Below are 12,508 nucleotides of genomic sequence, written 5' to 3'. Positions count from 1 at the left end.
GTTTTTAGTGACCTTTCGATAAATCGGGTGTCTTAAATATTAAAGCATTAACCCTTAACACGAGAAACAATTATGGAACAAGCAGAAGTATGGATGAATAAAGGTATTGAATTTGCCGTTGATTACGGACCTAAAGTAATAGGGGCAATCGTAATTTACATTATTGGTTCTTGGGTTATAAAAAAGATAGTTAAGGTTGTTCAAAAGGGAATGACAAAACAAGAGTACGATAAGTCTCTTCAGAAATTTTTACTTAGCCTTGTTAAATGGGCATTGACAATTTTCTTGATAATTACGGTAATTTCTACTTTAGGGGTAGAGACTACAAGTTTTGCCGCTATAATTGCAGCAGCAGGTTTGGCAATTGGCCTTGCATTGCAAGGTTCCTTATCCAATTTTGCAGGTGGGGTTTTGATAATCATCTTCAAGCCTTATAAAATTGGCGATTTGGTAGAAGCACAAGGAGCACTTGGAGTTGTAAAGGAGATAGAAATTTTCACTACTAAACTTATTACGCCTGATAACAAATTGGCCATTATACCTAATGGGGCAATGGCTAACGGAAATATAATTAATTATACTGCCGAAGGTAAAATGAGAGTTGATACTACTATAGGAGTTGGTTACGGAGAAGATATTAAAACTGCAAAAGAAGTTTTGCTAAACGTTCTTTTAGCAGACCCAAAGGTTTTGAAAGACCCTGCTCCATCTGTAAATGTTTCTGAATTGGCAGATAGTTCTGTGAACTTTGCAGTACGTCCGTTCTGTAAGCCAGAACACTATTGGGATGTATATTTTGGAACTTTAGAAAACTGTAAGTTGGCACTTGATAAAGCTGGAATTGAAATTCCTTACCCACATCAAGTTGAGATACAAAAGAAAGGATAATATTACCTAAACACTAACCATTATCCCCCGAAGAAGGCCGCATTTGCGGCCTTTTTTTTGTTTAGGATATTTAGGTATTTATTAAATACCTGTATAATTACTTGGTGTAATTACTTTTAGTTCTTGCTTAATTTCATCAGAAACTTCAAGCGTATCGATAAACTCAGCAATAGAATCCTTGTTTATTTTAGCATTGGTTCTGGTAAGACCTTTTAATGCTTCATAAGGATTAGGGTAGCCTTCTCTACGTAAGATAGTTTGTATAGCTTCCGCAACTACGGCCCAATTATTCTCAAGATCTTGTTCAAACTTTTCTTTGTTCAATAAGAGTTTGTTTAATCCTTTTAAAGTAGACTGAAAAGCAATAATTGTATGAGCAAAAGGCATACCGGCATTTCTAAGAACTGTACTGTCCGTAAGGTCACGCTGTAATCTTGATACTGGTAATTTAGCTGATAAGTGCTCAAACAAGGCATTGGCGATTCCTAAGTTACCTTCGGAATTTTCAAAATCGATTGGGTTTACTTTATGTGGCATAGCCGAAGACCCAACTTCGCCTTCTTTGATTCTTTGTTTGAAATAATCCATGGAAACATAGGTCCAAAAATCACGGTCCAAATCAAGAATAATAGTGTTTATACGCTTAAGGTTATCGAACAAAGCGGCCATATGGTCATAATGCTCAATTTGTGTAGTAGGGAAGGAGTGGTGCAGTCCTAATTTTTCTTGTACAAATTTAGTTCCAAAAGCTTTCCAATCAATAGATGGGTAGGCTACTTTATGAGCGTTATAGTTTCCTGTAGCTCCACCAAACTTAGCTGCACTAGGTATATCGTTCAATAGGTTGAATTGTTCTTTTAATCGAATTGCAAAAACCTCTATTTCTTTACCAAGACGTGTAGGCGATGCCGGTTGTCCGTGTGTTCTTGCTAACATTGGTATGTCTGCCCATTCTTTTGCCAACTCTTGAATTTTATTCAATAGTATAGTGTATTCGGGAACATAAACTTCGTTAGTCGCTTCTTTAATAGAAAGAGGAATAGCGGTATTATTGATGTCCTGCGAGGTAAGTCCAAAATGAATGAACTCTTTATGTGCGGAAAGCCCTAATTTATCAAAAGCAGCTTTTATAAAATATTCAACTGCTTTTACATCGTGATTGGTAGTTTTCTCTATTTCTTTTATTTCTTGGGCATCAACTGTATCAAAGTTAATATAGATTTCCCGAAGCGCTCCAAATTTGGAGTTGTCAAAACCAGAAAGTTGAGGTAACGGAATCTCACAAAGGGCAATAAAATATTCAATTTCTACTCGTACCCTGTATTTGATTAGGGCTTCTTCCGAGAAAAACGGTGCCAATGGTTCAGTTTTACTTCTGTAGCGCCCATCTATAGGCGAAATAGCGTTCAAAGCGTTTAGAGACATAACAGTGTATAAGGTTGATTTTTGAAAAAAAGCAAAGATACCCTAAGATGGGTAGTATTAAAAGGTTTTTAGGTTTCTTGTGAAAAAAGTTGTGACTAAAAAGTTAATAACTTGTATTTTACGAGTAAAGCTTCTTTAACTTAGCAAAAGCATGGCGGGCCCTCGCTTTGTATGCCGCACTACCTTCGGCATAATTCTTCTCCAAAATCATTTGTAATTCTGGGTGAACCCAATCGTATTTGTGTCCTAATTGGAACAGAGAAGTTATTGAATATGCTTTTGCTGCAACTTTATGGTCGCCAATCAACCAATCAAAACATGCTGATGTAATTCGCTCCAATTGCTTTTCTGTCATAATATTTTTAAGTCCGATATTATTTTCGGAGAAATACGTTTCAGTCAAAAATTCACAAATTTTGGCTATGGGTCGTATTGCAGATTCAAAATTTACTCGGTGTAAATTGGTGGTAAAATTTTCCAAATGAGGATATATAAAAGATAGATTTTCTTTGGCGGTAAATTCAAGTACCCAGCATGCTCTATTGGAAATGGGATCATCTATCGCAAAAGCTATTTCCATTAACGGAGCTACAAGTTTTGGGTTTTGAGAAATTAAAGTAGCCATTTCCGAACGCTTTTTACGAGAATGATTTACGTAATCTAATGATTTATAAAGCTCTTCCTTGGTCATAACATAACAGCTTGTTAGTTTTTATGAATAGTTGCAATTAGTTCAGTCACAAGTTGAGGTATTCCTTGTACAGCGGTTTTAGCTATAACAGTAAGGTTATCATAATTATTTTTGGACACGTTGGGCTTAGGGTCTATAAAATAAATGGGAATTCCGCTTTGGGCATAATCAATAAGGCTGGCGGCAGGGTATACTTGCATTGATGTACCTATAATAATCACAATATCTGCATTTTGAGTAGCAATTGCCGCTTGCTCCAAAAGGGGTACAGCTTTACCAAACCAAACAATATGAGGGCGTAATTGATGGCCTTTTTCGCAATAGTCGCCTATGTTCAAATCTTTAGTCCAAGGAATAATAGAATTTTCGTTTTTAGTGCTTCTGGCTTTTAAAAGCTCACCGTGAATATGTATTACATTAGAGCTTCCTGCCCTTTCGTGAAGATCATCTACATTTTGGGTAACGATGGTAACATTATAAAAGTCTTCAAGCTTAAAAAGTGCTTTATGTGCTTCGTTTGGGGCAACTTCGGGTAACTGTCTTCGTCTTTGATTATAGAAATCAAGAACCAGTTCTGGATTTCTAGCAAAACCTTCGGGCGAAGCAACTTCCATTACATCATGCCCTTCCCATAACCCACCGGAATCTCTAAAGGTATTTATTCCACTTTCGGCACTAATACCAGCACCTGTCAAAATAGTAATTCTTTTCTTCATCGTTATAAAAATAGAGTTTTTATTATATTCGGTACATGGCAGAGGAACAACTTCTTGAATATTTAGAGAATTTTATAAGCGAAGAAAGGAAACAGCGGTTTCTAGAAATACTGGAAGAGCGCACAAGATTGGTTACAGTAGCGATTGAAGATTTGTACCAAATGCATAATACAAGTGCTGTTATCCGTAGTTGTGAAGTATTCGGTATTCAAGACGCACATGTAATTGAATCGCGGTTTGGTAAGAAGCTAGATAGCGAAATAGCTATGGGCGCTCAGAAGTGGGTAGATGTGCATCGTTATAAAAGTACTCGTAATTGTATAGAAAAACTTAGAAAGGATGGTTATAAAATTATTGCTACCACACCACATAACAATTCTACTTTTTTGGAAGATTTCAAAATAGAAGGAAAAACGGCACTGCTTTTTGGGACTGAAAAAAATGGTCTAAGCCAAGAGGCAATTGATATGAGTGATGGATTTTTAAAAATTCCGATGTTGGGTTTTACCGAAAGTTTGAATATATCTGTGTCAGCAGCAATAATTCTACAACATTTGGCGGTTAAAATGCGAGCTACAAATCTTGAATGGCGACTTACCGAGGAAGAAAAACTAGAAAAAAGACTGGATTGGACCAAAAAATCTGTTAGGAGTATTGATGATATTTTAAAAAGATATGAAACGGAAATAAATAATGGTAATATTTAGAATGGACGAGCATTTTCAAGACTAGCGCCAAGATTAATTTTTTAAGTATAAATAAAGACCTATATGATTATGATAAGGACTATGATTTTTAAAACAAAGCTTTAAAAAATCATAGTCCTCTGTAGTCTATTCTTTTAGCTCTAAGAGGGCAATATCAAAATCGTTCTCTAGTAATATTTTACCGTTTGCAACAATAACTTCTGTTTCTGAATAGGTGTCATATAGTTTAGTTCCGTCGCCAAAGAAACCTTTTACCCAAAGCGATTTTTTACCCTTAGGTAAATCTAATCCTACAACAACCTTATCCTTGTAGTTTCCTTCAATGTAAGTTCTGCTAAAAACGTAAGGTTTTTTACCAAGTCTTTTGTGTTTTCCGGCTCCCACTGCCAAATGATTTCTTCTAAACGTTCCTAGTTTTTTCCAGTGCTGTAGAATCTCTTGAGTTCTAGGAAGACTATCAAGCTCATCCCAATTCATAAATGAACGAAGTGTGGCATCACCCTCAACAGGGTTGTCTACAGAGCCTTCTATGGTTAAATCACGGGCGGTTTCATCTCCGTAATAGATTTGTGAAGCCCCAGGTGTGAGCAATAGAATATTTGCTGCTCTGAAAGGGTCTTTTCTTTCAGGGTCAAAAGGACTTCCGTCATCATGAGAAGTAAGGTAGTTTACTACACTTTTACCAATAAGATCAGTGTTCAACATCTTATTGTATTTTCGAAAAATAGACTCATAATCATTCTTGGCATCCTCTTTTAGCTCAAAATTGATAAGACTTTTGAATCCATGGGCAAAGTAATCTACCTTTTTGTCATTAAAGTCGTACTCTCTTCCGTTAGAGATTCCATAGTTGTAGACTTCACCAACCATATAGAAAGGCTTGTCATCCAGCACTTTATCAGGGTGCATTTTTTTCCAGTTTTCAAAAGCATAAGATGCTTCTTTATAGAGTTCTGACCATGCCTCTTCGTTTACATGTTTTACGGTATCTACCCTAAAACCATCTACACCTAGGTTGTTGACATAATCAGTAAGCCATTTTATAACATAGTATCTTGGAGCTCGTGGGTAACCGGTTCGTTCAAAGAACAGTTGCAATTCATCTAGTTCTTGGCTTAAACGGCCTTCTTCTTTCCATTTTGCCAAAAGGGCATCAGGAAGTTCAACAGGTTCGTTAGATTCAGTTCGGATATCCGGTAGGTTTTTTACCAAAGTACATTCAACCGTAGTTTCATAAGTGGTAAAATCACATACAGGTTCCTTTCTTACCCATTCATCTGGCCAAGTCCCATCAACTTCTGTAACGGGCCCAGTGTGATTGAGGACAACATCTAGCAAAACGCGGATACCATTTTTATGCGCGGTCTTAACCATAGTTTCTAAATCTTTTCTAGTCCCAAAGTTAGGGTCAAGATTTGTCCAGTCTTTGGCCCAATACCCATGATAGCCGTAGGTGTTTCCCGTACCTTCGTCAGTACTGCCGTGAATTTGTTCTATAACCGGGGTGAACCATATGGCATTAATACCTAAGTCCGAAAAATAGCCTTCTTCTATTTTTTCTGTAATTCCTAGAATATCCCCGCCCATAAATCCTCTTAGAGGTCCAGTTGGTTCGGTTCGGTCAAAATTTACGTCATTTTCGGTATTACCATTATTGAACCTGTCGGTCAATAAGAAGTAGATATTGGCTCCTTCCCAAGCAAAAGGAACGTTCTTTTGGGGTTCAATTGATTTGGAAATGGTGTCGGTTTTTACCGCTACCTCTTCTACAATATCCTTGCGTTGTTCTTTGCAGGAAGCAAGGATTAGAAGTATAATAACCGCAGAGAGCAGTCTTTTCATAAGAGTTCTATTTTCTCTAAAGCTATAAAATGCAATGGGAAATAGAAAATTTATTTTTTACGATTCAATACTTTAAAATCTTCGTAGCAACTACTTATAGCATCTAGAATTTGTAAATCGTTGGCTGTTTTAATAAACGATTTTGAGTAATTGCAATTATTTAGAATATCTTGAATATCTAGCTTTTCTATCTGAAGTAGTTCCATTAGGACTTCACGATCAAATTTGGAAGCCAAAAGGTCCCGTATTTGGTCGTCTTCTTTTATTTTGCGAAGTTTCTTCATTTGGTTTGGCTGTTTACCAAAAAGATTACGCAATAAATCTGCAGGATTTAAGATAGCGCCTAAAACCTTGGTAACGGCACTAGGGTTCTTGTTACCTCCTTCGTAACCTACCGAAAGGCCTGATATACTATACTGGTATGCATTGTTTATAGGAGCGTTCTTAACGTCTATTTCAAGATAGCCTGTAAGCTGATAAGGTCTAACAATTACCTCTTCTAAAGCATAGGCAAGTTCTGTTAAGGCAATTTTAGTGTTCTCAAATTTGAACATGTCATTTGTAACCCTAATTTTTTGAGACTTGAAACCCAAATAAGAAAAGTAGAGAATGTCGTCTACAGATGCAATAATTGTAAATTCTCCATCGTCTTTTGTGATGGTTCCTTTAACCTTGTTCAAATTTATAATATGAACATTACCCATGGGGGCATCTGTTTGGGCGTTTACAACTAGGGCCTTTATTTCTTTTTCCTCTAGGATTTCTTCTTCTTGAGCAAACGAAAAGGTTGATATAAAGAGCAGAACTATAATTGATATTGGTTTCATTGCTTTTAGCATACGGGGTTAAAAATACTAAACAAAACAAAAAAATACGCCGAAGCGTATTTTTTAATATAGAATTAACTTAAAATGTAAGTTGTTCTGTAGTCCTAAAAGAAGTCGCTTCTGCTTTTGCTGCTGCTGCTACCGCTTCTTCTCTTTCCTGAATGGCTAGATTTGCCTCTAGAAGAGCTTCTGTTATTGTCTCTACCTCTAGATCTACCACCACGATCACTGCTGTCACGGTCACTTCTTCCTCTGCCACCGCCGCTTCTACCTCTATTACCGCCGCCGCTTCCGCCAGGGTTTTTAGAAACTTCAACATTAATGAATCTACCTTCTAATTTAAAGTCGGTAAAAAATGAGAGAATTTTGTCAGTATGTTCAGCTTCGGTGTTGAAGAAAGAAAATGAATCCTTAGTATCAACTTTGTAAACGTCTTCTTTTCCAAGGCTTAATGTATCACGTAAGAAGTCTTTTAAAGACATCCAGTCGTAACCATCTTTTTCTCCAACATTAATGAAATAACGAACAGATCCGTTAGAAGGTGCACTTGCTCCTCTATCTCTATCTCCTCTATCACGACCACGATCATCAGAGCTGCTTATATCTTTCGTTTTGTTGTAATAGTTTGAAAAACGTGTAAACTCAACAGATACTATTTTCTTGATAAGTTCATCGCGATCTATACCTTCAAGAACGTCGTTAATTGCCGGTAGGTAATTTTCAACATCTTTGTTTATTTTAGTATCCTTTATTTTGTTGGCCAAGTGATACAGTTGTATTTCGCATATTTCAATTCCGGTTGGAATCTTTTTAGAAAGAAAAGATTGTTGAATCTTTTTCTCCATGGCGTGAATCTTGCGCATTTCGCTTCTGGTAATGATTACCATTGAAATACCAGATTTACCAGCTCTACCTGTACGACCGCTACGGTGCGTATAAGTTTCGATTTCATCGGGAAGTTGGTAGTTGATAACGTGTGTAATATCATCAACATCAATACCACGAGCAGCTACATCCGTTGCAACCAACATTTGTATTTGTTTCTTACGGAACGAGTTCATTACTAAATCTCGTTGATTTTGACTTAAATCGCCATGCAATGCTCCTGCACTGTACCCGTCTTCAATAAGCTTTTCCGCTACACGTTGCGTATCTCTTTTAGTTCTACAGAAAACTACCGAGAAAATATCTGGGTTAGCATCTGCAAGTCTCTTAAGAGCAGGGTATCTATCTCTTCCGCCAACTACATAGTATTCGTGTTGTACAGTTGAAGTTCCTGCATTTTTAGCTCCTACTGTAATTTCGGTAGGGCTGTTCATGAATTTCTTGGCAATGGTTGCTACTTCTCTTGGCATAGTTGCTGAAAACAACCAAGTAGACTTTTCTTTAGGAGTATTCGAAAGAATATCCTTTATATCTTCAAAAAAGCCCATGTTGAGCATTTCATCCGCTTCATCAAGAATACAGTAATCAATTTTTGTAATATCAACAAGACCACGGCTGATCATATCTTTCATTCGGCCGGGGGTTGCCACAACTATCTGTGCGCCACGTTTGATCTGTCTTGCTTGGTCTGTTATGCTAGCTCCACCATAAATAGCAACGGTGTTTAGGCCTTTTACATATTTAGAGTAAGCTTGTATCTCATTTGTAATCTGTAAACATAGTTCACGAGTAGGGGAGAGTATTAAACCTTGGGTAGTTCTACTGGCGCTATCTATTTTTTGGATTAACGGAAAACCAAAGGCGGCCGTTTTACCAGTTCCTGTTTGCGCAAGCGCAACAAGATCCATTTCGCTTTCCAATAAAAGTGGGATTGCTTTTTCCTGTACTTCAGATGGGGTTTCAAAACCCATATCTTTTACAGCATCTAATAAGGGCTGACTTAGCCCTAATTCTTCAAATTTTGTCATAAAAAAGGTATACTTAAATCGCTAATAGGTGTGTTGCATAGAGCGATTATCGTATATAACCTTAGTACTCAGAACAACACCTGCCATACCGGCGGCGTTAAAATTAAGGCGCAAAGGTACGTTTTATTATTTAAATAGCTATTATTGTAGAAAATCTAATAGTTTTTTGATAGCTAAACCCCTGTGGCTTATACGGTTTTTGGTTTCTAGCGGGAGTTCGGCAAAAGTTTGTTTATAGCCGTTAGGTTGGAATATTGGGTCATATCCAAAACCTTTGGAACCTTTTTTTTCTTTTGTTATTTTACCTTTTACAATATCATTGAAGATATGCTTCTCTTTATTTATGTTTAAGGCAATAACTGTTTTAAAGTGAGCTTCACGATTCTTTTTGCCTTCTAGATTCTTTAAAAGTTTGTTCATGTTGTTGTCCGCATCTTTTGTTTCGCCTGCATATCTAGCAGAATACACGCCGGGCTCACCATTTAAAATATCTACTATAAGACCTGTGTCATCTGCAAAACATGCCAGGCCATAGGTTTTTGTAACATAGTCGGCTTTTAGTTGTGCATTCTCTTCTAAGGTTGTGCCGGTTTCTGGTATTTCCTCAAAACAACCAATATCAGTTAATGAGACCAGTTCTATATGCGGAGGGACGAGTTTTTTAACTTCGTCCAATTTGTTTTTGTTATGAGTTGCGAAAACAAGTTTCATTTAAATTGATTTAAGATTGTTTATAAACGGATGCTTTTAGCGGTCTCAAAAATAGTAATTTTGAAAAGCTATAAATATTCTATTATGGAGTTAAAGATACCTCCCGCAGTTGTTTTTCTAATTTTCGCAGGTTTAATGTATCTGCTTGCTACGTTTTTGCCTTTTGGTTATTTCGATTTTTTTGGCAGGTATTATTTAATCATTTTTTTATTGGCTTTTGCTGGTATTGTGGCTGTAATTGCTCTTTTTCAATTTTTTCGTTTACGAACTACTATTAACCCGGCTACTCCTTCTAAGACTAGTAAGTTGGTAGAAAACGGAATTTTCGCCTATTCTAGAAACCCCATGTATTTGGCTTTGCTTGTGCTTTTGTTGGCTTTGGGTATATGGCTTGGTAATGCATTCAATACTTTGCTGGCAGCAGGTTTTGTTGGATATATGAATCGGTTTCAAATTATTCCTGAAGAGACGGTCCTTTTAAAACTTTTTGGTAAAGAATATAAACAGTATTGTGTAAATGTCCGAAGGTGGTTTTAGGATATAAGCAATATAGCTTATAATGTAAAATATTAGCGTTTTAGCTTATATTTTTATATATTAGCGTTTTAGCTTATATAATTATGATAGCAATAATTACTGGAGATATTATTAACTCCGAGAACCACAACTCGTCAGAGTGGTTAGGTATTCTTAAGAATTACTTATCCAAACTAGGCAAATCACCCGTAGATTGGGAGGTTTATAGAGGAGACGAGTTTCAATTAAAAATAGCCAAAGAAGATGCTTTACGGGCGGCAATACACATTAAAGCATTAATAAAAACGATAAAGGGCCTAGATGTTCGTATGGGTATTGGCTTGGGCGGTGAGACATTTAAGGGGGTTGGTGTTAGCGAGTCTAACGGTCCTGCTTATCATAGATCAGGAAGAACTTTTGAGTCTCTTAAAGAAGATAAACTCAATTTAACAATTGCTACGGGCAATGGTTTTTTTGATGATACTTTAAATCTTATGCTTAAGTTGGCGCTTCATTTTATGGATGATTGGAGTACGGTATCGGCAGAGATAATTGTATTGGCGTTAGATAATCCTAATGCTTCACAACGCGAAATAGCCGAAAGACTAAATATTCAACAGTCTGCGGTTAGTCAACGTCAAAAAAGGGCTCGTCTAGATTTGGTTCTAGAATTACTTGAGTATTATTCAAAAACTTTAAAAGAATTAAGTTAGATGATTCTGTTCACAAAACTTTTACTGGCACATTTAATAGGCGATTTTTTATTACAACCCAATCGCTGGGTTATTCACAAGGAGGCTAATAAAGAGAAATCAAAATACCTCTACGCACATGTTCTACTTCATTTTGCGCTGACGATGTTACTTGTGTGGGATTTAAAGTTTTGGAAAATAGCCTTGATTATTATGGTTTCGCACTATTTTATTGATTTAGCTAAACTGTATGTTACACCTTTGTTCAAGCTAAAAAGCATTCCTTTTTTTATTGACCAGGTGCTTCATGTTCTCGTATTATATTGCTGTGTCTATTATGGCAAGCTAATGGAACATACTGTTACCCTATTTCAAGACCTAAATTGGCCTTTGGTAACGGCAATTGTATTTGTGAGCTCTCCTGCCGCGATTATTATGGGCAAGTTATTGGAAGCCATGTCGGACAAAATTGAACTAGACCATAAATCGCTGCCCAATGCCGGAAAATATATAGGAATCATAGAACGGTTGTTTGTTCTTATGTTCATTATTATGGGCAGGTGGGAAGCTATCGGTTTGTTGATAGGAGCAAAATCTGTTTTTCGATTTAATGATTTAAAAGAAAGCAACAACCGGAAACTTACCGAATATATCTTAATAGGAACGCTGTTAAGTTTTGGACTTGCAGTAATTACAGGAATTATCTATGTTAATATATAGAAACGCAATGCATATCTTTTTTGTGGTGGTATCATTTATGTTCATTACCTCCTCATGGGGGCAAACGGAATTTTTTAATTCTTTTGACGATACTAAAATAGCTTATACTGATGAGGGTAAAGGCGATGCCGTGCTATTGATTCATGGCTTTATAAATACTAAGGAATCGTGGAAGAACACAAGTCTAAAAGAAGATTTGTTAGCAGAAGGCTTTAGAGTAATTGCTCTTGATCTGAGGGGTAATGGCGAATCTGATAAACCGCAAACGGAAGAAGCATATAGCTTTGATGCCGAGGTAATGGATATTATGTTTCTCACGCAGCATTTACGGTTAAAAAAATATATGGCCGTAGGTTATTCTAGGGGCAGTATTGTTCTTGCGAAATTGTTGCTCAAGGATAGACGTGTTAAAAAGGCGGTATTGGGTGGTATGGGAATCGATTTTACAGATTACCGGTGGCCGCGAAAAATTAAATTCATGAATGCTTTTAATGGAAAAGTAACTGAAGAAACTCAGGAAGCGGTAGATTATGCAAAATCTATTAATGCAGATTTTAGAAGTTTGTACCTGCAACAACGTTTTCAGCCCAATACCAAAAAAAGTCACTTAGCTTATATACAGGCTAAGGTTTTGGTTATTGCAGGTAATGAAGACTTAGATAACGGCAGTCCAGAAAAATTACATAAAGCCGTTCCTAAAAGTGAATTTGTAATCGTTGAGGGAGACCACAACGGAACCTATAAAACTAAGGCGTTTTCAGAAGCGGTAGTTTCCTTTTTGGATTAAAATGTTCATGTTTTTAATGTCTATGAAAAATTTAAATCATATCAAAAAGAAGTAGATTAGTTATAAGGATAAC

Annotated in this window: 13 protein-coding genes; 6 read left to right on the top strand and 7 right to left on the bottom strand. The window is 36.5% G+C overall.

The genetic code is table 11. From position 1 onward, the window contains the following. The first annotated feature begins 72 nt into the window (after positions 1-72). Positions 73-888, top strand: coding sequence for a mechanosensitive ion channel family protein (locus IWB64_RS19030; RefSeq protein ID WP_194535515.1), 816 nt, complete (start codon positions 73-75; stop codon positions 886-888). A gap of 81 nt (positions 889-969) precedes the next feature. On the opposite strand, the gene purB is transcribed toward IWB64_RS19030, so the two are convergent. From purB to IWB64_RS19015, 3 genes are all read right to left on the bottom strand, one after another. Continuing rightward, on the bottom strand, positions 970-2,313 hold the full coding sequence (purB, locus tag IWB64_RS19025; RefSeq protein ID WP_194535514.1) for an adenylosuccinate lyase: 1,344 nt from the start codon (positions 2,311-2,313) through the stop codon (positions 970-972). A 118-nt stretch (positions 2,314-2,431) separates the two neighbouring features. Beyond that, positions 2,432-3,004, bottom strand: a complete 573-nt coding sequence (locus IWB64_RS19020; protein ID WP_194535513.1) for an adenylosuccinate lyase — start codon at positions 3,002-3,004, stop codon at positions 2,432-2,434. Between the two features lie 14 nt (positions 3,005-3,018). Then, positions 3,019-3,720, bottom strand: coding sequence for an SIR2 family NAD-dependent protein deacylase (locus IWB64_RS19015; RefSeq protein WP_194535512.1), 702 nt, complete (start codon positions 3,718-3,720; stop codon positions 3,019-3,021). A 35-nt stretch (positions 3,721-3,755) separates the two neighbouring features. On the opposite strand from IWB64_RS19015, the gene IWB64_RS19010 reads away from it, so the two are divergent. Further along, positions 3,756-4,427 (top strand): TrmH family RNA methyltransferase, encoded by a 672-nt coding sequence (locus IWB64_RS19010; protein ID WP_194535511.1) that lies wholly within the window; start codon positions 3,756-3,758, stop codon positions 4,425-4,427. A 126-nt stretch (positions 4,428-4,553) separates the two neighbouring features. On the opposite strand, the gene IWB64_RS19005 is transcribed toward IWB64_RS19010, so the two are convergent. From IWB64_RS19005 to IWB64_RS18990, 4 genes are all read right to left on the bottom strand, one after another. Beyond that, positions 4,554-6,269 (bottom strand): alpha-amylase family glycosyl hydrolase, encoded by a 1,716-nt coding sequence (locus tag IWB64_RS19005; protein ID WP_194535510.1) that lies wholly within the window; start codon positions 6,267-6,269, stop codon positions 4,554-4,556. Between the two features lie 50 nt (positions 6,270-6,319). Beyond that, positions 6,320-7,096: a carboxypeptidase-like regulatory domain-containing protein gene (locus tag IWB64_RS19000; RefSeq protein WP_194535509.1), complete on the bottom strand. Its 777-nt coding sequence runs from the start codon at positions 7,094-7,096 to the stop codon at positions 6,320-6,322. A 104-nt stretch (positions 7,097-7,200) separates the two neighbouring features. Beyond that, the gene (locus IWB64_RS18995) at positions 7,201-9,009 is read right to left on the bottom strand and encodes a DEAD/DEAH box helicase (RefSeq protein WP_194535508.1); all 1,809 of its coding nucleotides are present in this window, start codon (positions 9,007-9,009) and stop codon (positions 7,201-7,203) included. 141 nt (positions 9,010-9,150) lie between these two features. Next, complete coding sequence (locus IWB64_RS18990) at positions 9,151-9,720, bottom strand: non-canonical purine NTP diphosphatase (protein WP_194535507.1); 570 nt, start codon at positions 9,718-9,720, stop codon at positions 9,151-9,153. Between the two features lie 84 nt (positions 9,721-9,804). On the opposite strand from IWB64_RS18990, the gene IWB64_RS18985 reads away from it, so the two are divergent. The 4 genes from IWB64_RS18985 to IWB64_RS18970 all read left to right on the top strand — a co-directional run bounded on the left by IWB64_RS18985 (position 9,805) and on the right by IWB64_RS18970 (position 12,435). After that, complete coding sequence (locus IWB64_RS18985; protein WP_194535506.1) at positions 9,805-10,257, top strand: methyltransferase family protein; 453 nt, start codon at positions 9,805-9,807, stop codon at positions 10,255-10,257. An 83-nt stretch (positions 10,258-10,340) separates the two neighbouring features. Beyond that, on the top strand, positions 10,341-10,949 hold the full coding sequence (locus IWB64_RS18980) for a SatD family protein (protein ID WP_194535505.1): 609 nt from the start codon (positions 10,341-10,343) through the stop codon (positions 10,947-10,949). Continuing rightward, positions 10,950-11,648 (top strand): DUF3307 domain-containing protein, encoded by a 699-nt coding sequence (locus IWB64_RS18975; RefSeq protein ID WP_194535504.1) that lies wholly within the window; start codon positions 10,950-10,952, stop codon positions 11,646-11,648. Between the two features lie 7 nt (positions 11,649-11,655). Further along, on the top strand, positions 11,656-12,435 hold the full coding sequence (locus IWB64_RS18970; RefSeq protein WP_226975944.1) for an alpha/beta fold hydrolase: 780 nt from the start codon (positions 11,656-11,658) through the stop codon (positions 12,433-12,435). The last annotated feature ends 73 nt before the right edge of the window (positions 12,436-12,508 follow it).

The organism is Zobellia nedashkovskayae, assembly GCF_015330125.1.
In the GTDB taxonomy this organism is placed as follows: Bacteria; Bacteroidota; Bacteroidia; order Flavobacteriales; family Flavobacteriaceae; genus Zobellia; species Zobellia nedashkovskayae.
The sequence above is the reverse complement of the archived record's forward strand: the minus strand, read 5'-3'. Positions and strand labels throughout refer to the sequence as shown.